The organism is Mycobacterium sp. GA-1199 (assembly GCF_001500045.1).
GTDB lineage: Bacteria > Actinomycetota > Actinomycetes > Mycobacteriales > Mycobacteriaceae > Mycobacterium.
This window is the reverse complement of sequence record NZ_LQIX01000012.1, coordinates 305,825-332,059: the sequence shown is the minus strand read 5'-3', so window position 1 is coordinate 332,059 and position 26,235 is coordinate 305,825. Positions and strand designations below refer to the sequence as shown.

26 protein-coding genes and 2 pseudogenes are annotated in these 26,235 nt (G+C 67.1%); 8 read left to right on the top strand and 20 right to left on the bottom strand.

What is annotated here, in order from left to right:
- Positions 1-33: 33 nt before the first annotated feature.
- Positions 34-711, bottom strand: coding sequence for a hypothetical protein (locus AU198_RS10640; RefSeq protein WP_064348052.1), 678 nt, complete (start codon positions 709-711; stop codon positions 34-36).
- Between the two features lie 46 nt (positions 712-757).
- Here AU198_RS10640 and AU198_RS10635 point away from each other — a divergent pair, with 46 nt between their 5' ends.
- The gene (locus AU198_RS10635; RefSeq protein ID WP_064348051.1) at positions 758-1,411 is read left to right on the top strand and encodes an MBL fold metallo-hydrolase; all 654 of its coding nucleotides are present in this window, start codon (positions 758-760) and stop codon (positions 1,409-1,411) included.
- Between the two features lies 1 nt (position 1,412).
- Here AU198_RS10635 and AU198_RS10630 read toward each other — a convergent pair whose 3' ends face one another.
- From AU198_RS10630 to AU198_RS10605, 6 genes and pseudogenes are all read right to left on the bottom strand, one after another.
- Positions 1,413-3,050, bottom strand: coding sequence for an FAD-binding dehydrogenase (locus AU198_RS10630; RefSeq protein ID WP_064348050.1), 1,638 nt, complete (start codon positions 3,048-3,050; stop codon positions 1,413-1,415).
- Positions 3,051-3,074: 24 nt separating this feature from the next.
- Positions 3,075-3,780: pseudogene (locus AU198_RS10625) on the bottom strand (DUF2334 domain-containing protein).
- A gap of 69 nt (positions 3,781-3,849) precedes the next feature.
- Positions 3,850-4,347, bottom strand: a complete 498-nt coding sequence (locus tag AU198_RS10620; protein WP_064348049.1) for a glutathione peroxidase — start codon at positions 4,345-4,347, stop codon at positions 3,850-3,852.
- Positions 4,348-4,356: 9 nt separating this feature from the next.
- On the bottom strand, positions 4,357-4,914 hold the full coding sequence (locus AU198_RS10615; RefSeq protein ID WP_064348048.1) for a TetR/AcrR family transcriptional regulator: 558 nt from the start codon (positions 4,912-4,914) through the stop codon (positions 4,357-4,359).
- Between the two features lie 45 nt (positions 4,915-4,959).
- Positions 4,960-7,065: a S9 family peptidase gene (locus AU198_RS10610; protein ID WP_064348047.1), complete on the bottom strand. Its 2,106-nt coding sequence runs from the start codon at positions 7,063-7,065 to the stop codon at positions 4,960-4,962.
- A complete protein-coding gene (locus AU198_RS10605) occupies positions 7,062-7,961 on the bottom strand; it encodes a phosphoribosylaminoimidazolesuccinocarboxamide synthase (protein ID WP_064348046.1) in 900 nt (299 codons plus the stop codon). Before AU198_RS10605 ends, AU198_RS10610 begins: the two co-directional genes overlap by 4 nt.
- A gap of 31 nt (positions 7,962-7,992) precedes the next feature.
- Here AU198_RS10605 and AU198_RS10600 point away from each other — a divergent pair, with 31 nt between their 5' ends.
- Positions 7,993-8,610, top strand: a complete 618-nt coding sequence (locus AU198_RS10600; protein ID WP_064348045.1) for a hypothetical protein — start codon at positions 7,993-7,995, stop codon at positions 8,608-8,610.
- Positions 8,611-8,718: 108 nt separating this feature from the next.
- Positions 8,719-9,633 carry a type IV toxin-antitoxin system AbiEi family antitoxin domain-containing protein gene (locus AU198_RS10595; protein WP_064348044.1) on the top strand — a complete coding sequence of 305 codons (915 nt, stop codon included), beginning with the start codon at positions 8,719-8,721 and terminating at the stop codon, positions 9,631-9,633.
- Here the strand turns inward: AU198_RS10595 and AU198_RS27010 are convergent.
- The 5 genes and pseudogenes from AU198_RS27010 to purB all read right to left on the bottom strand — a co-directional run bounded on the left by AU198_RS27010 (position 9,580) and on the right by purB (position 13,751).
- Positions 9,580-9,921 (bottom strand): hypothetical protein, encoded by a 342-nt coding sequence (locus AU198_RS27010; protein ID WP_502689282.1) that lies wholly within the window; start codon positions 9,919-9,921, stop codon positions 9,580-9,582. The two genes, AU198_RS10595 and AU198_RS27010, sit on opposite strands and share 54 nt — an antisense overlap.
- A gap of 118 nt (positions 9,922-10,039) precedes the next feature.
- Positions 10,040-10,159 (bottom strand): annotated as a pseudogene (locus AU198_RS27005) (DUF1707 SHOCT-like domain-containing protein); the annotation flags it as partial.
- Positions 10,146-11,108 (bottom strand): tellurite resistance/C4-dicarboxylate transporter family protein, encoded by a 963-nt coding sequence (locus AU198_RS10585; protein WP_353612085.1) that lies wholly within the window; start codon positions 11,106-11,108, stop codon positions 10,146-10,148. The pseudogene AU198_RS27005 and the gene AU198_RS10585, both read right to left, overlap by 14 nt.
- A 10-nt stretch (positions 11,109-11,118) precedes the next feature.
- Positions 11,119-12,336, bottom strand: coding sequence for a cytochrome P450 (locus AU198_RS10580; RefSeq protein WP_064348043.1), 1,218 nt, complete (start codon positions 12,334-12,336; stop codon positions 11,119-11,121).
- Positions 12,333-13,751 carry an adenylosuccinate lyase gene (gene purB, locus AU198_RS10575; RefSeq protein WP_064348042.1) on the bottom strand — a complete coding sequence of 473 codons (1,419 nt, stop codon included), beginning with the start codon at positions 13,749-13,751 and terminating at the stop codon, positions 12,333-12,335. The genes AU198_RS10580 and purB overlap by 4 nt, the downstream gene beginning before the upstream one ends.
- A 25-nt stretch (positions 13,752-13,776) precedes the next feature.
- Here purB and AU198_RS10570 point away from each other — a divergent pair, with 25 nt between their 5' ends.
- Positions 13,777-14,562, top strand: coding sequence for a DUF429 domain-containing protein (locus AU198_RS10570; RefSeq protein ID WP_231744626.1), 786 nt, complete (start codon positions 13,777-13,779; stop codon positions 14,560-14,562).
- Here the strand turns inward: AU198_RS10570 and AU198_RS10565 are convergent.
- Positions 14,559-15,977 carry an APC family permease gene (locus tag AU198_RS10565; RefSeq protein WP_064348040.1) on the bottom strand — a complete coding sequence of 473 codons (1,419 nt, stop codon included), beginning with the start codon at positions 15,975-15,977 and terminating at the stop codon, positions 14,559-14,561. The two genes, AU198_RS10570 and AU198_RS10565, sit on opposite strands and share 4 nt — an antisense overlap.
- 44 nt (positions 15,978-16,021) lie before the next feature.
- On the bottom strand, positions 16,022-16,651 hold the full coding sequence (locus tag AU198_RS10560) for a TetR/AcrR family transcriptional regulator (RefSeq protein ID WP_064348039.1): 630 nt from the start codon (positions 16,649-16,651) through the stop codon (positions 16,022-16,024).
- Between the two features lie 130 nt (positions 16,652-16,781).
- Between AU198_RS10560 and AU198_RS10555 the strand changes: the two genes are divergently transcribed.
- Positions 16,782-17,603, top strand: coding sequence for an alpha/beta hydrolase (locus tag AU198_RS10555; protein ID WP_064348215.1), 822 nt, complete (start codon positions 16,782-16,784; stop codon positions 17,601-17,603).
- On the opposite strand, the gene purD is transcribed toward AU198_RS10555, so the two are convergent.
- Entirely contained in the window at positions 17,600-18,868 is a 1,269-nt protein-coding gene (gene purD, locus AU198_RS10550; protein ID WP_064348038.1) for a phosphoribosylamine--glycine ligase, read from the bottom strand. The genes AU198_RS10555 and purD overlap by 4 nt on opposite strands.
- A gap of 71 nt (positions 18,869-18,939) precedes the next feature.
- Here purD and AU198_RS10545 point away from each other — a divergent pair, with 71 nt between their 5' ends.
- The 3 genes from AU198_RS10545 to AU198_RS10535 are packed head-to-tail and all read left to right on the top strand — an operon-like array spanning position 18,940 to position 21,357.
- The gene (locus AU198_RS10545; RefSeq protein WP_064348037.1) at positions 18,940-20,169 is read left to right on the top strand and encodes a cytochrome P450; all 1,230 of its coding nucleotides are present in this window, start codon (positions 18,940-18,942) and stop codon (positions 20,167-20,169) included.
- A gap of 26 nt (positions 20,170-20,195) precedes the next feature.
- Positions 20,196-20,804, top strand: a complete 609-nt coding sequence (locus tag AU198_RS10540; protein ID WP_064348036.1) for a TetR/AcrR family transcriptional regulator — start codon at positions 20,196-20,198, stop codon at positions 20,802-20,804.
- A 52-nt stretch (positions 20,805-20,856) separates the two neighbouring features.
- Positions 20,857-21,357, top strand: a complete 501-nt coding sequence (locus AU198_RS10535) for an EspA/EspE family type VII secretion system effector (RefSeq protein ID WP_064348214.1) — start codon at positions 20,857-20,859, stop codon at positions 21,355-21,357.
- A 6-nt stretch (positions 21,358-21,363) separates the two neighbouring features.
- Here the strand turns inward: AU198_RS10535 and AU198_RS10530 are convergent, their stop codons facing one another.
- The 5 genes from AU198_RS10530 to AU198_RS10510 all read right to left on the bottom strand — a co-directional run bounded on the left by AU198_RS10530 (position 21,364) and on the right by AU198_RS10510 (position 26,190).
- The gene (locus AU198_RS10530) at positions 21,364-22,590 is read right to left on the bottom strand and encodes a hypothetical protein (RefSeq protein WP_064348035.1); all 1,227 of its coding nucleotides are present in this window, start codon (positions 22,588-22,590) and stop codon (positions 21,364-21,366) included.
- The gene (locus tag AU198_RS10525; RefSeq protein ID WP_064348034.1) at positions 22,580-23,032 is read right to left on the bottom strand and encodes a carboxymuconolactone decarboxylase family protein; all 453 of its coding nucleotides are present in this window, start codon (positions 23,030-23,032) and stop codon (positions 22,580-22,582) included. The genes AU198_RS10530 and AU198_RS10525 overlap by 11 nt, the downstream gene beginning before the upstream one ends.
- A 2-nt stretch (positions 23,033-23,034) precedes the next feature.
- Entirely contained in the window at positions 23,035-23,883 is an 849-nt protein-coding gene (locus tag AU198_RS10520; protein ID WP_082690953.1) for an NAD(P)-dependent oxidoreductase, read from the bottom strand.
- Complete coding sequence (locus AU198_RS10515; RefSeq protein ID WP_064348033.1) at positions 23,880-24,641, bottom strand: SDR family oxidoreductase; 762 nt, start codon at positions 24,639-24,641, stop codon at positions 23,880-23,882. Before AU198_RS10515 ends, AU198_RS10520 begins: the two co-directional genes overlap by 4 nt.
- A gap of 82 nt (positions 24,642-24,723) precedes the next feature.
- Positions 24,724-26,190: an aldehyde dehydrogenase gene (locus tag AU198_RS10510; protein ID WP_064348212.1), complete on the bottom strand. Its 1,467-nt coding sequence runs from the start codon at positions 26,188-26,190 to the stop codon at positions 24,724-24,726.
- Positions 26,191-26,235 lie beyond the last annotated feature (45 nt).

Below are 26,235 nucleotides of genomic sequence, written 5' to 3'. Positions count from 1 at the left end.
GTCAACTGTACCGGCGGTTCCGTCGCGCGCGACTCACCGGCACGAACCGAGATACGCCTCGCACAGCGGGGCGGCCAGCGCGTCGAGAACCTGCGCATCGGGCACCGCCGGCCATGGCACCTTCAGTGGCAGCGTCGACCAGAGCGCGAGTTCTACGAGGCTGCCGCTGGTGGGGTGGGCCAGCAGGTACTGACGCACCACCTTCTGCCCGGCCACACTGATCACCGCGGCCAGCCGTTCAGGATCGGCCGTGGTGATCGACGGCGACACCAGAGGCGCCGTCAGCTGGCAGGTCCGCAGCCGCACCTGCGCCGAGTCGAGCACCGCACGGGTGAGGGGTCCGTTGTGCGCGACGTCTCCGCGCCAATGCAGCACCTGCGCCCGCAGCTGCCACTGACCGGAAGGATTGGTGACCTGCGCCCTGGCCGCGACGACGTAGTCGCGCGGGTCTCCCGGCAGCGGCGGGCTGGCGCACACTTCCTCGAACAGGAACCGCGGCGCGGGCGCGTTGACGGCCAGACCCGCCAGCCCCGGCCAGCGGTACACCGCGAACAGCGGAAGCGCGCTGGACTGCGGCCACGCGACGTCGGGAATCGCGTCGCAGATCGGCGGGCACACACCCGGGACCGCGCGCGCTGCAGGACCGGGCACCGGGCCGACTGTCAACGCCACACCGAACGTGGCGAGGGCCACCGCAAGCAGCAAACGCACGACTCAACTACCCCCTGAACACGGCCGGCGCCGCCACAATATAGCCATGCAATTGACCCATTTCGGACATTCATGCTTACTGGCCAATTTCACAAGCGAATCCGGTGACGAAGCGACGATCCTGTTCGACCCGGGCGTCTTTTCGCACGGATTCGAGGGCATCACCGGCCTGTCGGCGATCCTGATCACCCATCAGCATCCCGACCACGCCGACACCGAGCGGCTGCCCGCCCTGCTCGACGCCAACCCGCAGGCCGCCTTGTACGCCGATCCGCAGACCGCCGCACAACTCGGCGACCCCTGGCGCGCGGTCAACGTCGGCGACGTCCTGACCATCGATCACCTGACCGTGCGCGGCGTCGGCGGCAAGCACGCGGTGATCCACCCCGAGATCCCGGTCATCGACAACATCTCCTACCTCGTCGACGACGGCACGCATCGTGCCCGCCTGATGCATCCCGGCGACGCCCTGTACGCGCCGGGCGAACCGGTCGACGTGCTCGCCACCCCCGCGGCCGCGCCATGGATGAAGATCTCCGAGGCGGTCGATTACCTGCGCGCGGTGGCGCCGACGCATGCGGTGCCCATTCACCAGGGCATCATCGATCCGAGCGCCCGCGGGATCTTCTACGGCAGGCTCACCGAGATGACCGACACCGATTTCCAGGTGCTCGAACCCGAGGACGGCACGCAATTCTGAGTCAGGCCGTGTCGCGTGCGGCCGCGCGGCCCGCGGCCCGGCCGGAGAACACGCAGCCGCCGAGGAAGGTGCCCTCCAGCGATCGGTAGCCGTGCACGCCGCCGCCGCCGAAGCCCGCCGCTTCCCCGGCGGCGAACAGCCCGTCGAACGCGTTGCCGTCGGGCCTGAGCACGCGCGCGTCGAGGTCGGTTTCCAGCCCGCCCAACGACTTTCGCGTCAGGATGTGCAACTTCACCGCGATCAGCGGCCCCGCCTTGGGATCGGTCAGCCGGTGCGGTGCCACGACGCGGCTGACGCGGTCGCCGAGATAGTTGCGCGCCACCCGGATCGAGGCGATCTGGGTGTCCTTGGTGAACTTGTTGGCCACCTCCCGGTCGCGGGCGGTGACCTCGGCCTCCACTGTGGCGTAGTCCAGCGGCAGCACATCGGGGACGTCGTTCATCGCCGAAACCAGTTCGCGCAGCGAACCGGCGCTGACGAAGTCGACGCCGCGGTCGACGAACGCCTGCACCGGCGCCGGCGCACCGGCACGGACCCGCGCCAACACGTCGCGAATGCTGCGACCGGTGAGGTCCGGGTTCTGTTCCTGGCCCGACAGCGCGAACTCCTTGGCGATGATGCGGGCGTTGAGGACGAACCAGGTGTAGTCCTGCCCGGTCTTCGCGATGTGTTCGAGCGTGCCGAGCGTGTCGAAACCGGGATACAACGGCGACGGCAGGCGATTGCCGTTGGCGTCCAACCACAGTGACGAAGGTCCGGGCAGGATGCGGATGCCGTGCAGCGGCCAGATCGGGTCGTAGTTGGTGATGCCCTCGGTGTAGTGCCACATGCGGTCGCTGTTGATCACCCGCGCCCCGGCCGCCTCGGTGATGCCGATCATGCGCCCGTCCACGTGTGCAGGCACACCGGACAGCAGTTGCTCGGGGACGCGGCCCATCCGTTTGGGCCAGTTCTGGCGCACCAGGTCATGGTTGCCCCCGATGCCGCCACTGGCGACGATCACCGCCTGAGCCCGGAATTCGAACTGCCCGACCGGTTCTCGTGAGGTCGCCACGCCGCGGGCCGCGTCCGAGGGCTCGAGTACCGTTCCGCGAACGCCGACGACGACACCGTTCTCGACGATGAGCTCGTCAACCTTGTGCCGGTGCGCGTACCGAACGCGCCCGGTCAGCCGGCGAGCGAAGATGTCGACGATCGCAGGGCCGGTGCCCCAGGTGATGTGGAATCGCGGCACCGAGTTGCCGTGTCCGCGGGCGTCGTATCCGCCGCGCTCGGCCCATCCGACGAGCGGAAACGTCTGCAGGCCGCGTTCGCGCAGCCAGCCGCGTTTCTCGCCGGCGGCGAAATCGACGTAGGCATGCGCCCATTGGCGCGGCCAGTGGTCTTCGGGCCGGTCGAATCCGGCCGAGCCGAGCCAGTCTTGAAGCGCCAACTCGTGGCTGTCGCGAATACCCAGCCGTCGTTGTTCGGGGCTGTCGACGAAGAACAGCCCGCCGAACGACCAGTACGCCTGACCTCCGATGTTGTTGGCGTTCTCCTGGTCGACGATCAGAACGCGGCGCCCGCGGTCAACCAGCTCGCAGGCCGCCACCAGGCCCGCCAGCCCGGCTCCGACGACGATGACGTCAGCATCTGCCATGGCCGCCACGTTAGCGGGCGGGCGCTAAGCGGCGGCGGTCATTGCGGGGCCCGGGCGCCATTTGTAGACGTTCAGCACGCAGCGGTGCATGAGCGCGAGGTCGACGGCGTCGAGCATCGCCTGTCGCGTGCCCGGCCTGCGCAAGTGCCGGGCGGCGACGGCGACTCGAACGATTCCGCCTCGCCGTGCCGTCCGCTCGGCGGACAGCACCAGCGTGCGGCACCACCACGGTTCGCTCAGGAAGCCTTCGCCGCTAGGCGAGCACACGCGACCGTACAGCCGTGCCCCGGACCAGGTCAGTGATGTCGGTGAGTCCGGCGAGAAGACGAAAGCCCTTGCGCGGCAGCATCAAAGCGGTGCCGCCGGATACGGTCCATCCCGGCGCGGCGAAAAGCCGGGTACGCAGACCCAGGTGTTCCATCACGCGGTCGGCGGCCATCAACCGCAGGCCGGCCTCGTGTGCGGGCAGGGTCGCGAATTCCCCGCGTCGCTTCGTGGTGGCGGCCTCGTCGAAGCCGTGTAACACGATGGCGTCACCGGTGTGGTTGCGGGCGGCGAGCCATTCGACGGTGGCGGCGTCCTCCTCGAGCCGATGGCCGCCTCTGATCCTGGGCGCCACCAGTAACGAGACCGGCACACCACGCGCGTCGAGATGCGAACAGAAGTCCGCGACGTCGGGCATCGTGCGATCGGTGATCCCGGAGACGGAAACGATCAGCTGTCCAGCCACGCTGTCAGTGTGGCGACGTCAGGTGTCGCAACGGTTGACAACACACTGACGGCAGATGGCCATCGGCGGCTATCGCGGCAACACGTCTTCGATGGCCGCGATCACCTCGGGAGCGTCGGGTTCGGTGCGCGGCCGGAACCGCTTGACGACCGTTCCACCCGGCGCGAGCAGGAATTTCTCGAAGTTCCACTGGATGTCGCCGGCCTCACCGCTGTCGTCGGGCGTCTTGGTCAACTCGCCGTACAGGGGGTGTCGGTCGGCGCCGTTGACGTCGGTCTTGGCCAGCAAGGGGAACGTCACCCCGTACGTCGTCGAGCAGAACTCGGCAATCTCCTCGGCCGTACCGGGCTCCTGGCCCATGAACTGGTTGCACGGCACGCCGATCACGGTCAGCCCGCGGTCGCGGTAGTCCTTGGCCAACTGTTCGAGCGCGGTGTACTGCGGAGTCAGGCCGCACTTGGAGGCGACGTTGACCACCAGAGCGGCGCCGTCGGCCAGTTCGCCGAGGGTGGTGTCGCGGCCGTCGAGGGTGGTCACAGCGATGTCGGTCAACGTTGTCTCGGTCATGCCCGCACGCTACCCGGTCTCGAACAACATGCCTGCGACCCGGTGCACGGTCGCGATCGGATCACCGTCGGCGTCGATCGCCTTGTTGAGCCACAACAGCGAAAAGCCGTGCACCAGTGACCAGGCCGCGAGCGCCGCAGCTGCGGGGTCCTGCGCGGCGCGAGGATCGTCGAGGGTGCCGACACCGTGCCTCAGTTCCTTGCCTGCCGCGTCTCGAGCCGCCTTCAACTCCTCGTCGTTCGGGTCGACGAGTGAGCGGTCGAACATCACCGCGTAGTGCCCCGGATGGTCGAGCGCGAAGCGCACGTACGCCAGTGCGGCATCGATGAATTCGGGCTTCGCCGCGGCGAGCGCCGCGGCAAGTTTGCACCACCCCTGCGCGGCCAGCGCGGTGAACAGACCGCGCCGATCGGTGAAGTGGTGTGCGGGCGCGGCGTGCGAAACGCCCGCGACCCGCGCGAGCTCTCGCAGCGAGATCCCGTCGGCCCCGCGCTCGGCCACCAACCTCGCGGCCTCCGCGAGGATGACGGCCTTCAGATCGCCGTGATGGTAGGACGCCCTGCCCATGCGGCCATCATAGCCGAAATCTTGACAGTGCCTAGATTCTTGCTTTCACGGGAGGCGCTCGTGATCGGCCCGGGCAGCGTCGAGTAACCACGCGTACTGGAAGGCGGTTTCCTTCCAGCGTTCGTATCGACCGCTGATGCCGCCGTGGCCGGCATTCATCTCCGTCTTCAGCAGCACCGGATGGCCGTCGGTCTTGGCGTGGCGCAGTGCGGCAACCCATTTCGCCGGCTCGACGTAGTACACCCGGGTGTCGTTGAGCGACGTCATGGCGAGTATGCGCGGGTAGTTCCTCGCCCCGACGTTCTCATACGGCGAGTAGGACTTCATGTACTCGTAAACGTCCTTGCTCTCCAACGGGTTTCCCCACTCGTCCCACTCGGTGACCGTCAACGGCAGCGACGGGTCGAGGATCGTGGTGAGCGGGTCGACGAACGGCACCACCGCCAGGATGCCCGCGAACAAGTCCGGAGCCATGTTGGCTACGGCGCCGACGAGCAGACCGCCGGCACTACCCCCGTAGGCCACCAGGTTTTCCGGCCGGGTCACATCGGTCTGCACGAGATGCGCTGCGACGTCGACGAAATCGGTGAAGCTGTTCTTTTTCTCGAGCATCTTGCCGTGCTCGTACCATGGCCGGCCGAGCTCGCCACCGCCCCGCACATGCGCCACCGCGAACACCATCCCCCGATCGAGCAGCGACAGCCGCGCGATGGAGAACCGCGGATCTTCGCAGGCCTCGTAAGCACCGTAGCCGTACAGCAGCGTGGGCGCCGGATACTGCAGGCCGATCTTGTGCACGATCGAGATCGGTATCCGCGCACCGTCCTGCGCGATCGCCCACTCACGCCGCTCGACATAGTCTTCGGGCCGGTAGTCGCCGAGCACGGGCTGTTCGCGCAGCAGTGTCCGTTCGCCGGTGCCCAGGTCGACGTCGTAGATGCGCACCGGTGTGGTGTAGGAGGTGGCGCCGATGCGCAGTTTGGGTGCGCTCCAGTTGGGGTTGGCGCTCAGTCCCGCAGACGTCAGCTCGGACTCGAAGGTGAAGTCTTCGGGACGGCCGTACTCACCGCTTGGGTGAAGGGGCCAGAGCTGGATCTTCGGCAGCGCCTCACTGCGATAGCTGACGACGAGATGCCCGTCGAACGCGTCCACGGAATCGAGGCGGACGTCGTCGCGGTGTTCGATCAGGGTGCGCACCGCGGTGGGGTCGCCGACGGGCGCCTCGACCAGGGTGAAGTTCTCCGCTCCGTCGTTGTGCAGGATGAGAAACCGGTCCTCACCACCCACGACGGCGTGTTCGACGGAGTACTCGACGAGATCGCGGCGCGGCCACACGATCGTGAACTCGGCCTCCGGGTCGGTCGCGTCGGCGTAGCGCACCTCGGAGGTGACGGCGCTGCCCGCGGCGACGATGACGTACTTGTCGCTGCGGGTGCGACCGACGCCGAGCCAGTACCGTTCGTCGGGTTCGTGGTAGACCTTCTGCGCGGGTAGCCCCGAGCCGAGGCGGTGCCGCCAGATGGTGTCCGGCCGCCACGCCTCATCGAGGGTCGAGTAGTAAAGGGTGCGATTGTCGGCCGCCCATGTCGCGCCGGGGCCGATACCGATGATGGAGTCCTCGTACAGTTCACCGGTGCGTAAGTCCTTGAACCGCAGCGTGTAACGCTCGTCGCCTTTGAGGTCGACCGAGTAGGCGAGGATGTTGCCGTCCAGGCTGACCGAGGCGGCGCCCAGCGAGAAGAACTCGTGACCTTGCGCCTCGAGGTTCTCGTCGAGCAGAACCTGCTCACCGGGGATCTCGGTGTTCTCGTCGAGCAGCGGGGGCGTCCAGTCGTCGGGATCGGTTACGGGGCAACGGCAGTGCACGCTGTACTGCTTGCCCTCGAAGCTGCGACCGTAATACCACCAGGTGTCGCGCCTGGTCGGTACCGAGAGGTCGGTTTCCTTGGTGCGCGCCTTGATCTCGTCGAAGATGGCCTGCCGCAGGGGCGCAAGATGCTCGGTGACATGCTCGGTGTAGGCGTTCTCCGCCTCCAGATGTGCGATCACGTCGGGGTTGGTCTTGTCGCGCAACCACTCGTAGGGATCGACGAAGACGTCGCCGTGATGCTCCCGCCGGGTGTCGACGCGTTTGGCCTCCGGCGGCCTCATGCGCCGATCCAGTCGTCGAACTTGCACCCCGAAATGCGTTCGTAGGCTTCGATGTAGCGGGCGCGGGTCGATTCGACGACATCCGGCGGCAGCGGCGGCGGAGGCGTGTCACCGCCGCGGTCCCACCCGGACTCCGCGGAGGTGAGCCAGTTGCGGACGAACTGCTTGTCGAAGCTGTTCTGCACGACACCTTCTTTCCAGTCGTCGGCGCGCCAGTACCTGCTCGAATCAGGGGTGAACACCTCGTCGGCCAGTCGCAGTTCACCGTCGGTGTCCACACCGAACTCGAACTTGGTGTCGGCGACGATGATTCCCGTGGTCAAGGCATGTTCGGCGCCGCGACGGTAGGTCTCCAACGTCCGATCGCGCAGTTGTTCGGCCCGCTGCTCACCGATCAGCTTGACCACGTCGTCGAACGAGATGTTCTCATCGTGTTGTCCCAGTTCGGCTTTGGTCGCGGGGGTGAACAGCGGCTCGTCGAACTTGCTGGCCTCGACCAGCCCGCCGGGAAGCGGAATTCCGCATACGGCGCCCGTCTTCTGATAGTCGATGAGCCCCGAACCGGTGAGGTATCCGCGGGCCACCGCCTCCACCGGCAACATCTCGAGTTCCTGCACCACCAGCGCGCGACCGAGCACGTCGGCGGGGATGCGTTCGTCGTCGGGTGGACCGGCGAGGTGGTTGGGCGTGTCCGCCGTCCGGCTCAACAGGTCGAAGAAGAACACACTCATCGCCGTCAGGATGCGGCCCTTGTCGGGGATCAGCGAGTCCAGGACATAGTCGTAAGCAGAGATGCGGTCGCTGGCCACGAAGAGCAGCGTCTCGTCGTCCACGCGATACAGTTCGCGAACCTTGCCGCTGGCCAGATGTTCGTAGTCGGACAGAGCGGGGCGCATCGGGCCAGCCTATCGGGCAGCATCTACAGCCATGACTTCGCGGTTTATCCCCTATGCCACCACACCCTCGCGGGTCCTGGCGCAGCTCGTCAGCGACTTCGTCGTGATCGCCTGGACCACGGTGTGGGTGCTGGTCGGCATGGCTGTGCACTCGGCGGTCTCCACGATCGCGGCGGTGGGCCGCCAGGTCGAGACCGGCGCGAACGGTGTCGCCGACAACCTCGATGCGGCGGGCGAGCGCACCGACGACTTCCCGCTCGTCGGCGATGCGCTCAGCAAGCCGTTACGGGCGGCCAGCGAGGCCGCACTCGACATCGCCGGGGCCGGTCACAGCCTTGACACCACGGCGTCGTGGTTGGCGTGGGTGCTGGCATTGGCGGTGGCCGCGCCGCCGATCCTGTTCGTCGCGATGCCGTGGCTGTACCTCCGGCTGCGCTTCTTCCGTCGCAAGTGGACCGCGATCACGCTGGCGCGCACCCCTGCGGGCGAGCAACTGTTGGCGCTGCGAGCGCTGGCCAACCGGCCGCTGGCCAAGCTGGTCGCCGTGCACGCCGACCCCGTCGAGGCGTGGCGCACGCACGACGCCGACGCGATCCGCGGCCTCGCGGCGCTGGAATTGCGCTCGTCAGGCGTCGCCCGCCACCTCTAGCGGCTCCGCCGCCGCGATTTGTGAGTGATTTCGATCGCCCACCGAACGTTTTCACTCACAGATCGGGCGGCGGGGAGCCGATCGGGCCCTCGCCGGCGTCCTATTGCAGTGCTCGATGATTTATTGCGCGCTCACGATGGCGTCATCACCCTCGCGCAGGCCCGCGAGATCGGCCTGAGCGACCAGTCTGTCCGCAGACGCGCGCAGGCGGGGCGATGGCGTCGCTGCGGTCCCGGCGTCTATTTCGCCGACGATCGGCCATTCAGTGATGCCGCCCGAATCCGAGCCGCGGTATGGGGCTATGGCGACCGCGCGTGTGCCAGCGGTCTCGCCGCGGCGTGGTGGCACGGGGCGTCGAAATATGCGCCGGAGGTCGTCGACGTGACCGTGCCCAAGTCGAGCAACGGCCGACGCCGCCCCGGCACGCGGTTGCGGCGGCGTGACCTGTCGCCCCGCGATGTCGTCGAGCGGGCCGGTCTGCGGGTCACCGCGATGCCGCTGACCGTGATCGAAGCCGCGGTCCGCCGCGGCGGCGGGCCGAAGCTGATGGACACCGCCCTACAGCGTCATGTCGAGCTCGCCCAACTCTGGCGGGCGCATCTACGCAACAAGGGCAGACACGGTTCACCCGCCGCACGGCGATTACTCCGCGCGGCCGAGGACGGTGCGCGTTCCGAAGCCGAACGACTGCTCGTGAAACTTCTGCGCGACGCCGGATTCTCCGGATGGAGGACGAACTATCCCCTCGGCGGCTATAGGGTCGATGTCGCGTTCGTGGTCGAGAAGGTGGCGATCGAGGTCGACGGTTGGGCGTTCCACACCGACAGCGAGGTGTTCCAGACCGACCGCAACCGGCAGAACGTGATCGCCCTGTTGGGCTGGAAAGTGTTGCGTTTCACCTGGCTTGACCTGACGGCGTATCCGAAACGGGTGATCGCCGAAGTAGCCGCCGCGACCGGACAACAACCGTCAGCCCAGCATGCGCCGCAAGGTGTGACCGAACGGATAGCGCGCGGTCACTGACCCGAATCGCACCCGTCCGCGCGCCACGAGATGCAGCCGCTGCGAGGGCGGACCGTAAGGCACCTTCAGAGTGGTGCTGCCCGCGAAGGTTTCGACGTCGTTGAGGTCGGCGGTGGCGCCGTCGGGCAGGATCAGTTCCGTTGAGCTGAAGTAGTCGTCGATATCCAGGACGACGGTGGGGCTCTGCAGGGTCGCGGCGGTGAAGTCGAGTGTCGTGTCGCACAGGCGCGTGTTGAGGTCGATACGCGCGGGCACGGTCCACGGTCCCCGTCGCGAGATCGACGACATTCGGCCCCCGCAGCCGCTCTTCCCCTCCGGCCCCGACGGGCTGCAGTGCATCCGTCGAGGGCAGGTCGGCGATCACCCGGCGCAGCTCGCCGCGGGTCCGCGCGGCGAGCACGGCGTCGATCCGCTCGCTGAACTCATCGAGAGTGAGCATGCCTTGGCCTACCGCCCGTTCGAGCAGTTGCCTCACATGATCGCGGTCGACGTCGGAAACCCGCACGTTCGCGTCATCGATATCCATGCCCCGAGGGTAGGTGGCGGGCACGAGCACTCACCCGCAGCACTCCCGCGATCGCGACAGCGATCCACGCAGCAAATGCGATCCAGAAGAAGACCAGCGAAATCGCCGGTAGCCCATGCCATCCGGTCTCCACCGCCATGGCATGGCTGGCCGCCGAGTACATGCCCAGCGGAAAGACCATCGCCCACCACACGCCGGCGAACCGCCGGGCACCCGGACGTCCGATGTGCCGCACGGCGAAGTAGACCAGCGGCGGAATCCACGCCGTCGCCAGGCACCACGTCGCGACGGTCACGTCGCGGACGGTGTCGATGCCGGCGCGATGGATGTGATCCCCCGCCAGCGTCGCGATCGCGAGCCCACCCATCAAGATCCACGCGTCGGGCTCGAACCCGCCAAGATCTAGTCGCGCAGCGAATGCGCGCGCCAAAACCAGCGTCGTCATGACCGCGTATATCGCGATCGCGGCGACCCATATCGCGACAGCGGTCAGCAGCAGGGCATGCCAACCCGTGTCGCGCGCAAGCGCGACCGCGACGATCGCCAAACCGGACGTGCCGACGCTGCACAGTTCCCACGCCCCGCGCGCCCGCCCCTGCAGTTCCTTCCAGGTCCGACGAACGAAGTTGCGTGCTGTCAAGACAACCAAGACCGACCACACCAACGCCGCCGGCACGGCCAGCGCCCACATCGCCACCGAGTTCGCCATCAACCTGCTGTCGAGCACCGCACACGCCGCCACGAACGTGAACAAACCGATCGTCACATCGGGATCCGACCAATTGGGCGGTCGACGGAACCACGAAACCACTGCCACAACAACAAGAACCAGCAGCCCCAGAACGGCCACCACGGCCAGCGCGCCACTGACATAGGTCAGACCGTGGTCGACCGCGGCGATCGAGACGATACCGGTCGCCATCACCAACGCGAACGCGTCGGGCCTCACCGCCCGCCGCTCACCGCAACTCGACTACGAGATGCCGCATACCGGTGTGCCGGTTGCTGCGCGTCCACTCGACGGGTTTGACCAGCCGGGCTTCGGAGAAGCGGGTCAGCAGCTCCTCGAACAACACCCGAAGTTCGAGCCGCGCCAGGTTCGCCCCCAGGCAGTAGTGCACCCCCTGGCCAAAGCCCAGGTGCGGGTTGGGCTTACGGGCGATGTCGAACACGTCGGGTTCAGTGAACACCGCTTCGTCGCGATTGGCCGAACCCTCCCAGATCTGTACCTTCTGCCCGGCCTTGATCTCGCATCCACCCACCGACACATCGCGAGTTGCGGTGCGCCGCTTGGACGGCGACGGCGACGACCAGCGCACCATCTCCTCGACAGCCGACGGCAGCAGCCCGAAGTCGCTGCGCAGCGCGGTCAGCGAATCCGGGTTCTCGATCAACGCCAGCAGGCCACCCGCCACCGCGTTGCGCGTCGTCTCGGCGCCCGCGCTGAACAGCAGGCTGAAGAACAGGTACAGCTCTAAGTCGGACAGCTCACCGTCGTCCACCGATGCGTTCGCGACCACCGACAACATGTCGTCGGTCGGCGAGGCACGCTTGGCGGCTATCAGTTCCTGGCCGTAGGTGTACATTCGCGAACCGGCTTCTTCCGCGGTCATCTGGCCAACCGAGGCCTTCCGAGAACCGCCGAAGTCGAACTGCGGCTCGATCGCGTGAAACAACCAATGCCGTTCGGACTCCGGAACTCCCAGCAGGATGCAGATCATCTGCATCGGCAGTTCGGCCGCCACGTCGACCAGGAAATCGAAGGGCACCCCGGGTTGAACCGCATCCAATAACCGCTGCGCACGCAAGCGAAGATCGTCCTCCACGCGTCGGATCATTCGCGGTGTCAAACCCGAACTGACCAGGCGGCGGATCTGGGAATGCCGCGGGTCGTCCATCATGTTGAGCACCTGACCGGCGATCGCCAAGTCCTGCAGCAGCGTCCCGCCGTACGGCCGGGAGCCGCCGGTCACCGACGAAAAGGTCTCCGGATCACGAAACACCGCAAGCGTTTCGGCGTAGGTGGCGACGGACCAGAAGCCCTCGCCGTCGGGGGTGTGCTCGGTCGGCTCGTGCCAGTACACCGGCGCCTCGCGGCGATGCAACGCGAACAGCTCGTGCGGAAATCCGTTCGCGAAGTTGTCCAGATCGGTGAAGTCGATCCCGGCCAGTGTCACAAGATGGCACCCGAAGTGTATTTGGCCGCTTCGGGATAGCGGCTCACCAACTCGTCGACCGCCGCGACGACGCCATCCACCTGATCGCCTGCCGCACCGGTGAACGCCTGCTTGTCGGCCAGCGCAGCATCGAGCGCCGGACGGTCCAGCGGCAGCCGAGAATCAGCCGCCAACCGATCCAACAGATCGGGCTCCTGACCTTTCTCCCGCATGCCCAACGCCACCGCCACAGCGTGCTCCTTGATCACCTCGTGTGCGGTTTCGCGGCCCACCCCGGCTCGGACTGCGGCGATGAGGATCCGCGTCGTCGCCAGGAACGGCAGGTAGCGGTCCAGTTCACGCTGGATCACCGCGGGGTAGGCGCCGAACTCGTCGAGCACCGTCAGGAACGTCTCGATCTGTCCGTCGACGGCGAAGAACGCATCCGGCAGCGCCACGCGACGCACCACCGAGCAGAACACGTCGCCCTCATTCCATTGCGCGCCTGCGAGTTCGGCCGCCATGGAGCCGTAACCGCGCAGCACCACCTGCAACCCGTTGACCCGTTCACAGGAACGCGTGTTCATCTTGTGCGGCATCGCCGACGATCCCACCTGCCCGGGTGCGAAGCCCTCGGTGACCAGTTCGTGGCCGGCCATCAGCCGGATGGTGTGCGCCATCGACGACGGACCGGCGCCCACCTGCACCAGCGCGGAGACGACGTCGTGGTCCAGCGAGCGCGGGTACACCTGGCCGACACTGGTGAAAATCTCTGTGAAACCGAGGAATTGGGCGACCCGCCGCTCGAGTTCGGCCAGCCGCGATGCGTCACCGTCGAAGAGGTCCAACATGTCCTGGGCGGTGCCCATCGGGCCCTTGACCCCGCGCAACGGGTAGCGGTCGGTCAACGAGCGCAGGCGCTGCAACGCGATCAACAGCTCCTCGGCCGCCGAGGCGAACCGCTTGCCCAATGTGGTGGCCTGTGCCGCGACGTTGTGGCTGCGGCCGGCCATCACCAGATCGCGGTACAACACGGCGCGTTCCGCCAACCGGGCCACCACCGCCACACCATGGGAGTGCACCAGCTCGAGGGAGCGCCGGATCTGGAGCTGCTCGACGTTCTCGGTCAGGTCGCGACTCGTCATGCCCTTGTGCACGTGCTCGTGGCCCGCCAGCGCGTTGAACTCCTCGATGCGCGCCTTGACGTCGTGGCGCAGCACGCGTTCGCGGGCGGCGATCGAGGTGAGGTCGACCTGTTCGAGCACCCGCTCGTAGTCGTCGAGCACACCGGCGGGCACCTCTACGCCCAGTTCCGCCTGGGCGCGAAGCACCGCCAGCCACAGCCGGCGCTCCGCGACGACCTTGGCTTCCGGTGACCAGATCGCCACCATGTCCTCGCTGGCGTACCGATTGGCCAGCACGTTGGGGATCGTCACAAACACTCAGCTTACGACCCGGCTGGTGCAGGCTGGTCCCATGTACTTCGTCGGGCTCGATCTCGCGTGGGCGGGGCGAAACCAATCCGGGGTGGCCGTCCTCGACGACGACGGACGGCTCGTGCACGTGGGTGCGGCGGTCAGCGACGACGAGATCGCGGCGGCCCTCGCGCCGTATGTCGACGGCCCCTGCGTGGTGGGCGTGGACGCGCCGCTCATCGTCACCAACCTCGGCGGGTACCGGCTCGGCGAGACGCTCTACAACCGGGACTTCGCGCCGTTCGAGGCCACCGCACAGCCCGCGAACACGAGCAATCCGCTGTTCGATCCGCCCCGCGCCGAGGTCCTCTGCCAACGGCTCGGCCTGGACCCCGACCCGCTGTCGCGCAGCGACCGTCGAGCGATCGAGGTCTACCCCCACGCGGCGACGATCGCACTGTTCAGACTCGGCAAGACGCTCAAGTACAAGCGGCGCGCCAAGGATGTCGCCAAACGCAAGGATGAGCTGCTGCGAATGGTGGGGCTGATCGAGGGACTGAACGACGCGACGCCGCGGCTTCGTGTGCGCAGCAGTCCCGCCTGGCTCGACATTCGCCGAAGGATCGAGGCCAGCGATCGAGCCTTCCAGTTGAACGCTTGCGAGGATCCCGTCGACGCGGTGCTCTGTGCGTACGTCGCGCTGTTTTTCGAGAGGCGACGCAAGGACGTCACGATCTACGGCGACCGCGAGGCCGGCTACATCGTCACGCCGGCGCTACCGCCGGGGCTGACACCCGTTCCCCGAGCCCGCGGCAGGCAGCCGGGCGGTTAGTCCGGCGTCTGTGCCAGTTGAGTCGGATCGGTGATACCCGCGTCCTTGATACCGAGTCGCCGGTTGATCGCCATGGTGATGCCGAAGAGCACGATTCCGATCACCACCAGGATGCCGGCCAGCAGGTACTGCGTGCCCGGGCGGCCCGACAGCGGTGTCACCAGGTACAGCGACGTGATGAATCCGATGACGGGCAACACGGTGGGTGTTCGGAAGTGCCGGTCGTCCTTGCCGACATCGCGACGCAGGACCAACACCGCGACGTTGACCGTCGCGAACACCGCCAACAACAGAAGCGATGTGGTGCCGCCGAGCACCGAGAGCGCCTTGCTGCTGGCGAACGCCGAGACATAGAAGATCAGCCCGAACGCGATGATGGTCGTGAAAATGATTGCCACCCAGGGGGTGTGGCGGGTCCGGTGCACCGAACCCAGCACCGGCGGCAGAACGTGCTGGCGTGCCATGCCGTAGATCAACCGGCTGGCCATCAGCATGTTGATCAGCGCGGTGTTGGAGACCGCGAACATCGTGATGAACGGGAACAACTCGTCGATCGGAAGTCCGGGCGCGGCGGCCTCGACCACGCTCACCAGTGGAGTGCTGCTCTCCCTCAGTTCGCCGATCGGCACCAGCGCCACCGCGATGATCGAGACCAGGATGTAGACGACGCCGGCGATGCTCAGGCCGGTCAACAACACCTTCGGGAAGATCCGGACGGGGTCCTTGGTCTCCTCGGCCATGTTGACCGAGTCCTCGAAACCGACCATGGCGAAGAAGGCCAGCGATGTCGCCGCGGTGATCGCGACGAATGTGCTTCGCTCCTCGCTGCTTTCGAACATCACGATGCGTGAGAAGTCGTGGTCGCCGGCCTGGGTGAAGGCCCATAGCCCGACGAGGATTACCAGGAGCAGACCGCTGATCTCGATGACGGTCAGGCCGACGTTGAGCTTGACGCTCTCACTGACACCGCGCAGGTTGATCGCGGCGAGGACGGCCATGAAGGTCAACGCGATGACCGCGACGCCCGCCTTACCCCAATCCAGGCCGAAACCCTTGATCAGGTTGGCCGCGAACGCCTGTGATGCGGTCGAGGCCGAGGTGATGCCCGAACACATCACCACGAACGCGACCAGGAACGTGAAGAACTGGATCCCGAATGCCTTGTGCACGTAGAGCGCCGCGCCCGCGGCTTGCGGGTACTTGGTGACGAGTTCCAGATAGGAGAACGCGGTGATGGTGGCGATGGCGAACGCGAGCAGGAACGGCAGCCATGCCGCCCCACCCACTTCCCCGGCGACCTGACCGGTCAGCGCGTAGACACCGGTTCCCAGGATGTCGCCGACGATGAACAGCAGCAACAACCCCGGACCCATGACCCGCCGAAGCTCAGGTTGCTTGTCGGTCGGCGTACTCATCGGTGCCCTTTGCTCTTCGCGCAAGCGCTCATCGACCTCCTATGTCACACCTGCGCCACTCGCTCGTCGATTGGTGCCAACACGTCTATCACGTCGATCAACGTCGCGCGTGCCGTTGCACGTGGGCCGTCGCCTTCGGCGACGAGCGCCGCCACCACCGCGCCGTCCACCGCATTGACCAATGCGGTGAGGTACTCGGCGCGCACCGAGCGACCCGAGCGCTCGATGACCTCGACGACGGCATCGGTGCGCTGGCGCATGATCCGCCGTTGGATGTCGCGCAGCATGGGGTGGCGCGCGCACGCGATATAGCGCTCGTAGCGCGAGATCAGCTGCTCGCTGACCCGCTGCCCCGCCACGTCGTCGACCAACAGATCCACCAGGATGTCGGCGGTCGACTCCGCGCCTCGCCGCCGGCGCGACAGCATCGCCACGCGCGCGCGAAACTGTTCGGCTTCACGCTCCCCGACGTATTCGACGGCCTTGGCGATCAGATCGTCCAGGGATGAGAAATAGTAGGTCGTCGAGGCCAACGGCAGACCGGCGCGACGGGCCACGGCGCGATGGCGCACCGCGTCGAAGCCGCCCTCGCACAGCAGATCGGCAGCAGCGCTGACCAGCGCAAAGCGTCGACGTTCTCCCTTGGGAGTGACCGCTGCCGTCACCTTTAGCATGCTGCCAGTCGGGCGGCCCTCCCATCGCGCTTTCGGCCAATCGTCAGGCTTTCTCACCGAAGTCGGGGCTGGTGTGTCTTGTGCGATGGGCGAGTCTCCGCGCGCCGGGCAGTCAAGCCGCGATGGCATCATGGCCGCCATGCCCGAACTGAGCCGTCGATCGCTTTTGCGTCTCGGGGTCGGCACGGCTGCCGGAGTGGCGGCGCTGCGGATGGCGCCCGCGGTGCCGGCCGCACCCGCCGCGCCCACCTATGTCGACGGTTCGTTCGTCTCGGCGGCCCGCGGCGGCCTGGAGACCAATTGGGCGATCGCCCGTCCGCCCGGCCAGACCGCGCCGCTGCGTCCGGTCATCGCGCTGCACGGTAAGGGGCAAAACGCAGCGGGTGTGATGGCGGGCGGGGTGGAACACGGCTTGGCCGAGGCGGTCGCCGCGGGGCTGCCGCCCTTCGCGGTCGTCGCCGTCGACGGCGGTGGAAGCTACTGGCACAAGCGGGCCTCCGGCGAGGACTCCGGGGCGATGGTGCTCGACGAGCTGATCCCGATGCTGAGCTCACAAGGTTTGGACGCCGCCCGTGTCGGTTTCCTCGGCTGGTCGATGGGCGGCTACGGGGCTTTGCTGCTCGGAGCGCGGCTCGGCCCCGCCCGCACCGCCGCGATCTGCGCCGTCAGTCCCGCGCTGTGGACGTCCTCCGGCGCCGCGGCCCCCGGTGCGTTCGACAGCGCGGAAGACTATGCCGCCAACAGTGTTTGGGGGTTGCCCGCGCTGGCATCGATTCCGATCCGGATCGACTGCGGGACCGGCGATCCGTTCTACTCGGCGACGAAGGAGTTCATCGCGCAGCTGCCGAATCCGCCCGCCGGCGGATTCTCCCCGGGTGGGCACGACGCCGGGTTCTGGAGCAAGCAGCTGCCCGGCGAACTGGGCTGGATGGCCCCGCTGCTGACGGCCTAGACGCCGATTAGTCCCTGCGCCGCGGCCAGGGCGATGTCGCTGCGAAAGTGGCTGCCCGGCAGCCGGATCGACTTGATCACCTGGTAGGCGGACTCACGTGCGGCGGACAGATCCGCACCGACACCCACGATGGAGAGCACGCGGCCTCCCGAGGACACGACGGCGCCGTCCTCGCGACGACTCGTACCCGCGTGCAGCACGCCCTCGACGTCCGAACCAGTGATCACGTCGCCGACCCGTGGGCGAGACGGGTAGTTCTCGGCGGCCAGCACCACGGTCACGGCGGCGCCGTCGCGCCACCGCAGCGGGGGCTCGTCGGCGAGGCCGCCTGTTGCGGCCGCGTACAGCAGCCGGCCCAGCGGCGTCTCCAGCAGTGCCAGCACGGGCTGGGTCTCGGGATCGCCGAAGCGGCAGTTGAATTCGATCACCGCCGGGCCCTGCGAGGTGATGGCGAGCCCGGCGTACAGCAACCCCGAGAACGAACTGCCGCGCTTGACCAGTTCCGCGGCAACGGGTTTCACCACATCGCCGACGATCTGGGCGACGACTCCCTCGGGCAACCAGGGCAGCGGCGCGTACGCCCCCATGCCGCCGGTGTTGGGTCCGGTGTCGTTGTCGCCGACCCGTTTGAAGTCCTGCGCGGGCAGCATGGGCACCACGGTCTCGCCGTCGACGAGGCAGAACAGCGACACCTCCGGCCCGTCGAGGAACGACTCGAGCAGTACCGGATGTCCGGCGTCGAGCAGGCTTGCGGCATGGGCCCGGGCGGCTGCGCGATCGGCGGTGACCACCACCCCCTTACCCGCGGCCAGACCGTCGTCCTTGACCACCCATGCGGCCTCGCCGCAATTGGGACCAAAGCGGTCGAGCGCCGCGTCGAGGTGAGCGGGGTTGTCCACGACCTCGCTTCTGGCGGTGCGCACGCCTGCGGCCGTCATCAGCTCCTTGCCGAACGACTTCGAACCCTCGATGCGGGCCGCGTCCCTACTCGGACCGAAGCAGGCGATCCCGGCCCTGCGCACCGCATCGGCGACGCCGAGGACCAGCGGCACCTCCGGCCCGATGACGACGAGGTCGGCCTCCAGCCGCTGCGCCAGTCCGGCCACCGCCTCCCCCGAGGTGATGTCGACGTCGTACTGGTCGGCGATCGCGGCGGTGCCCGCATTACCCGGCGCGATCGACAGCCTTTCGACCTCGGGGTCACGTCGCAGCGCCAGCAGCAACGCATGTTCACGGGCACCGGACCCGATTACCAGGACTCGCACAACTGCTCACCCTAACGGTCGACGAGGCTGAAGCGGCCATACACTTGACACGAGGCTGTATGGTCTAGGGTATGACGCAGGCCACATGCCCGTTCGGACACGGATACGACTTCACCGACCCCGAGGTGCTGCTGCGCGGCATTCCCGTCGCCGAATTCGCCCAGCTGCGCAAGACCGCGCCGGTGTGGTGGAACGAGCAGCCCGAGTCGATCTTCGACGACGGCGGCTACTGGGTGATCAGCCGCCACGAGGACATCAAGGCCATCTCGCGCAACTCCGAGCTGTGGTCGACCAACCGCAAAGGGGCGGTGATGCGCCTGCCAGAAGGCGTCACCTCCGAACAGCTCGAGCTCACCAAGGCGCTGCTGATCAACCACGACGCACCCGAACACACCAGGCTGCGCAAGCTGGTGTCGCGCCTGTTCACCCCGCGAGCGATCACGACCCTCGAGGCGCGGTTGGCGACCGCCGCTCGCGAAATCGTGGCCGAGGCAAAGAAAAAGGACAACGGCAATTTCGTCGACGACATCGCCATGCGCCTTCCGCTGCTGGCCATCGCAGACCTGATCGGTGTGCCCGAGGCCGATCGCGAGAAATTGTTCGGATGGACCAACGCGATCATGAACACCGACGACCCCGACTTCGACTCCGATCCCACCGCCGCCAATGCGGAGCTGATGGGATACGCCTACGCGATGGCCGAGGAGCGCCGTCGTTGCCCGGCAGATGACATCGTGACGCGGCTGATCGAGGCGGACCTCGACGGGGAGTCGCTCGACGACGTGGAGTTCGCGTTCTTCGTGATCCTGCTGGCGGTGGCCGGAAACGAGACCACCCGAAACGCGATGACCCACGGTATGAACGCGTTCTTCGAGAATCCCGAGCAGTGGGAGTTGTTCAAGCGGGAGCGGCCCGCGACCGCCGCCGACGAGATCGTGCGGTGGGCCACCCCCGTGCACTGCTTCCAGCGGACCGCACTGGCCGATACCGAACTCGGCGGCGTCACGATCCGCGAGGGCCAACGGGTCGGCCTGTTCTACAGCTCGGCCAACTTCGACGAAGAGGTGTTCGACCAGCCCTTCCGGTTCGACATCTCACGCGACCCCAATCCGCACCTCGGTTTCGGGGGAAACGGCGCCCACTACTGCATCGGCGCGAACCTGGCCCGCATGGAGATCAAGCTGATCTTCAACGAGATCGCCGACCAGATTCCCGACATCGCCAAACGCGGTGAACCGCAACGCCTTCGCTCGGGGTGGATCAACGGTGTCAAGGACCTGCAGGTCTCCTACACCGGTTGATCGGGCCGGCTGAGTAGGATTTCGCCGTGCGCACTCACGGTTGGTCCGGCGCGGCGCCGTCGACGGATGAGGAGGCGGTCGCCCGCATCCTCGACGCCGCGGGCAAGGCGATCGACGCGCGTGGCGCGGAGTTCTCGATCAGCGACGTCGCACGCACGCTGGGGGTCACGCGCCAGACCGTCTACCGGTACTTTCCCAGCACCGACGCGCTCCTCCAGGCCTCAGCACAGCGCGCGGCGACCGGCTTTTTGGACCGGCTCGCCGACCACCTGCAGGGCTTGACCGACCCGCAGGAGGCGGTCGCCGAGGGCATCGCCACCGCGCTGGAGTGGCTGCCACAGGACAAACACATGGGGCTGTTGCTGATGCCCGCGCGGGCCAGCGAGTTCAGTCAGACGGTCACCTCGGATGTGGCGTTGGCGTTCGCCAATTCGATGCTGCGCCGCTTCGACGTGGACTGGGCCGCGCTCGGGTTCGATGATCACGACCTCGACGAGCTGGCCGAACACCTGCTCCGAATCATCCAGTCGTTCGTCATCGACCCGGGGCGTCCCCCGCGTCGGGGCCCCGAGTTGCGCGGCTACCTGCGGCGCTGGGTCGGCGCGTCCGTCGCCGCTCCGACGACGGCCCGCTGAGCGCCACAATTGGTGCGCGGTCGGTCGTGTGGCGGGCCGTAAACTCACGATCGTGAGTGTCGTCGATGCCTTCCTCTCGACGTGGGCGCGGGCGCGCGCCTCGTTCGGTGAGGGCATCCCGCAGGACGGCGGCGTGCTGGACCACAGCGCCCGCTTGGAGTCCCTACGGGACGAGGTGGAGTCGGCGACGCCCGGTTCGGATTGGACGGGCGCAGGCGCTGAGGGCTATCGCGACCGGAACGCCAGGCAGGCAAGGGCTCTGGGGGCGTTGGCCGACCTGGACCGCCGACTGGCCGCCGAAGTGGACAGGTCGGCCGCGGTGGTGTCGGCCGGCCGGCGTGAGCTCGACGCGGTCCGCCAGTGGGTGGAGGACGCCGCCGCGACGGTGCCCGAAACGCCTGCCGGCCAACAGATGCTGTGGCCGGTGGTCAGCAAGGGCGCCGGGGAGGTCGCGGAGATCATCCAACGCTCACACAGCGACCTGGCCGCCATCGCGGCGCGGATGCGCGCGCTGGGGGCAGAATACGAGGAACTGGGCAGGCCCGCGCCCTGACCGGGTTCAGAGCACCGTCAGCGGCAGCGATTTGCGGTCTTCGAACTCCCACGTCGAACCGCCACTGACCCTGACAACCGACACCTCGGAGAATTCCTTGGCCTCGCGGTCCGTCTCGACGACGCGGGCGGTCCACTCCTGGGCGGTGCCGGTCACCTCGACATCGAGATGCTTGTCGACCGCGGTGACCGCGGCCTGCAACGGGCGCACCTCGTCGGGCGTCACCAGCGACACCCAGGCGCCGTCCTCGTGCGCGGGTGAACGCCGCAGATGCACGGTGTCCGGCCCGAATTCGGCGTCGACGTATGCCGCCGGATTGAACATCGGGTGCAACTCGAGCGTGCGAACCGCGCCCTCGATTCCGCCGGGAGGCTTCAGCGCGCGGTGAATGCGCTCGGCGGCGATACCGGCCACCCCGATCAGTTGTCTGGTGCAGATATCGGTCGCCAGTTCGGTGTTGGTGCCGGTGCGTTTGCCCACCGCGATCACATACGACAGGTTCAGCAGGTGCATCTGCAGGCACACCTCGTCGGCCATGCGCACCAGCGCCGAATGCGAGAACGCGCCGAAGTCGAAGTCCGAAACCAACGGGCCCGAGTAGTCCGGCTGACCTTCGCCGTCGGGGTCGATGGGGTCGAGTTCGGTTCTGGCGGCACGTGTCCGGGCGACCACCTCGAGTACCGGGTGGTCCTCCACCTCGGGGTAGGACTCGTCGATGATCACGGTCCACGCACAATGCGGGTGCCGGTCGGCGGGTGTGCGCGGCGGGCGGTGGATCGGGCGGATCTGGGCTCGGCGGTTGGTTGCCACGGCCGTCGCGTCGAACGTCGGGTCCTCGATGTCGTGGCACATGCCGCGCACGTACTCTTCGCCCATCGGTTCCACGTCCAACAGCGCGCCGCAGTGGTCGAGGTGAAATTCGCCGTGCCAGCGGTCGTGGACGGTGTAGCGAAAATCCATGAACTGCGGTGGCGCCCCGATGTCGAGCTGCAGACCTTTGAAGATCGTGATGACATCGGTGCCCTCGTACTTCAAGGCCTTCTGCATCCGCTTGGTGTAGATCGGGCTGGCGCCCATCCACTCCTCGATCGCGACCTGCAGCATCTCCTCGCGACCGAAATGGCTGATGATCCAGGCCATTCCAGAGCGGTCGATCAATTGGCCGATCAGCAGCAGCTCCGGCAGCAGGACCGCGAGCTGTTCACGCGACAGTGAAGCGTACCTACTTGTCATGGTCGTCATGAACCGTCCCACCGGAGTGCATCTTCACCGCGGCATTGACATTGGCTTTCTTGTCTTCTCCCCGGCCTCGCTCCGCGGCCTTCTTGCGGTTCTTGATGACCTTGCTCACCGCGCCGTCCAACTTCGAGCCCAACGGGAACCCGAGGTAGTGGGTCAAGAAGACGGCCATCTCCTTGAGCTCGTCCTCGGTCATCTCACCGTTGGCCAGCGCCGCGTTGGCCTGGATCTCCGCGAGGTCGGAGTTTCCGACGGCCGTCACGGCGGTCAGCGTCATCATCCGCTTGTCGCGCATCGACAACCCCGGGCGCGTCCAGATGGTGCCGAAGAGATGGTCGACGGTGAGGTCGAAGTACGGATCGCCCTCGATGTTGGGCATCTCCCAGCCGTATACCTCGTTCATCTTCTCGAGGCCCTTGCGGCGCAACTCGTCCATCGTCACTCCTTCGTGTGCGGCACGCCGAGCCCGGCGGCCAGGTTCTGCAGCGCGATCTCGGCCAGCGGGAGTTCGGTCCCGGTCGCCTCGCCCAGCGCGAGCGCCAAACTGAGGTCTTTTTCTGCGAGTCCTCGTGTGTGAACGAACATGTCGTGCAGGAAGTGGTCCGGGGTGAGGTCGCTCATGTCGTCGCGGTACATGATGGCTCCGGGCCCGCCGCTCTGCGCATCGCTGTGCCGCACCACACGACCGAGCTTCTGCAGGTCCAGCCCGGCCGCCTCGGCCAGTTTCTGCGCCTCACAGGCCGCGGCGAACCCGATGAAGGTCAACATGTTGCGGGCCAGCTTCATCCGGGTTCCCGCCCCGGGCTCACCGGCCCGGACGACCAGCGACGCCCACTTCTTGAACACCGGCTTGACCTTGGCGAAGGCCTCGTCGTCGGCGCCGACCATCACGGCGAGCTCACCCTTGTCGGCCGCCCCGGCGCCGCCGCTGACAGGCGCGTCCACGATGTGAATGCCCTTGTCTCGCAGCTGATCAGCCAGCTCGGCGGCAGTGTCGGGTTCGATCGTCGAGTGGATTGCGATGACGGTTCCCGGCGCGGCGTGTTCGCCGAGTTGTCCCACAACGTCGCGCACCTGTCCGTCGTTGAGCACCGTCACGCTGATGATGTCGGCCTTCGCGACATCGGCGATACTGTCGGCGACATTGGCACCGAGTTCGACCAGCGGGGTCATCGCCTCGGTGCGCACGTCGAACACGATCAGACCACCGGGCCAATCGACAAGGCGCTTGGCCATCGGCGCGCCCTGGTTGCCCAGGCCGATGTATCCCAGCTTGACGTCGCTCACCTGATGATCTGCCCGCCGTCGACGTTGAAGATCTGGCCGGTGATCCACTTCGCCTGATCCGACAGCAGAAACAAACACATTCCGACGAGGTCTTCGGGCTGGCCCATGCGCGACAGCGGGATTCCCTTGACGATGTCGGCGACCATCTCCTGCGGTGTGGTGGTGCGGTTGGCCTCGGTGTCGATCGGGCCCGGCGCGATCGCGTTGACCCTGATGTTCTGCCCACCGAGTTCGGTCGCCAGCTGCTGGGTCAACCCGTTGATGCCGACCTTGGCCAGACCATAGAAGTTCGAGTACAGCCACGCCGCGGTCGAGGACTGGTTGACGATCGCCCCGCCGCCACGCTTGGCCATCTTCTTGTACACCGCACGGGTACAGACCAACGCCCCGTCCATGTTCACGCTCATGAACTTCTTGTAGTAGTCCCAGTCGACGGTGATCAGGAAGTCCAGTTTCATGCCGCCGAAGATCGCGGCGTTGTTCACCAGATAGTCGATGCCACCGAACTCCGAAAGCGTCTGCGCCGCCATCTCCTTCGCGGACTCCGGGTCGGACACGTCGACAGGCACGGCGAGCGCGCTGCCGCCCTCACCCTTGATCCCGTCGGCGACCTTCTGCGCGCCCTCGGTGTTGATGTCGGCCACCACCACCGCGGCGCCTTCCCGGGCCAGCGCCTCGGCATATGCCTGCCCGATACCGCCGCCGGCGCCGGTGACGATCGCCACCTTGTCCTTGAACTGGTCTCCGTAGAGCCCCATCGCGTTCCTTTCGTCGTTGCCGAGTGTGGGGTTGCGTCACGTTTTTTGCGTCTGAACGTGCGGGTAACCCACGTTCGGCGTGTCAGACAGCCGTGGCGATCGCCTTGATCTCCAGGTATTCCTCGAAGCCGGCCAGCCCCATCTCTCGACCGAGCCCGGACTGTTTGTAGCCACCGAAGGGCATATCCGCCGAGTACCACACGCCGCCGTTGATATTGACCGTACCGACCCGCATCCGTGCCGCGACCCGGTTCGCGCGTTCTTCGTCGGCCGAGAACACCGTGCCCGAAAGGCCGTACGCCGAATCGTTGGCGATGCGGACCGCGTCGTCGTCACCGTCATGCGCGATGACCGTCAGCACCGGCCCGAAGATCTCCTCGCGGGAGACCTTGGCGTTGTTGTCCAGCCCGGCGATGACGGTGGGTTCGATGAAGAAGCCGGTGTCGCGGTCGGCCGGCCGCCCACCCCCGACGGCGAACTTTCCGCCCTCGCCGATCGCCGAGTCGAGGTAGCCCTGAACCCGGTCGCGCTGGCGCGCGGAAATGAGTGGGCCGCAGATGGTTCCGGCATCCTGAGGGTCGCCCGGCCTCAGCCCGCCCATCGTCGCCGCAGCCGCCTCCACCGCCTCGTCGTAACGTGCCCGGGGCACCACCAGTCGGGTGGTGATGGCACATCCCTGCCCGGCGTGCATCGACGCGGTGAATGCCGACATCGAACAGGCGGCGGCCAGGTCGGCGTCGTCGAGCACCAGGAACGCCGACTTGCCGCCCAACTCCAAGAACACCTTCTTGATCGTTGCGGCGCCGTCGGCCATCACACTGCGACCCGTCGCCGTCGACCCGGTGAACGAAACCATGTCCACCCGTGGGTCTTTGGACAGCAGCGCGCCGACCCCGTGGTCGCTGGAGGTCACGATGTTGACCACGCCCGGCGGGATGTCGGTGTGCTCGGCGATCAGCTCCCCGACGGCGGCTGCACACCACGGTGTGTCCGGCGCCGGCTTGAGCACGATGGTGTTGCCCGCGGCCAGCGCCGGGCCGAGCTTGGCCAGGTTGATCTGGTGCGGGAAGTTCCACGGCGTGATGGCGCCGACGACACCGACGGCCTCGCGGGCGATCCGCCGGCGGGTTTTGATGCCCATCGGCGACGCTTCCCCCAGATCCGTGACCCACTGGTAGGACTCCGCGGTGTCGGCGCAGAAGCTCAGATCCTCGACCGGTCCCTCGAGCTGGGCTGCCGAGGTCAACATGCGCGGCGCACCGACCTCGCCGATCGTGATCTCCCGTAGTTCCTCGATGTGGTCCTTCAGGACCGCCTGCAGCTGGCGCAGGCAACGCACCCGCAGCTCGGTGTCGGTCGACCAGTCGGTTTCGTCGAAGGCGCGCCTTGCGGCCTCGATGGCACGACCCATGTCGTCGGCGGTGGCGTCGGCCGCAACACCGAGCACTTCCTCGGTCGCGGGGTTGACGGTGTCGAACGACCCGCCGCTGCCGGCGACGAGCTTGCCGTCGATGAGCAGCAGACTTTCCCGATTCGCCAGCACAGCCATGCGGTCTCCGTTCACCATTGCTGGACAACTGTCCGAATTGATGGA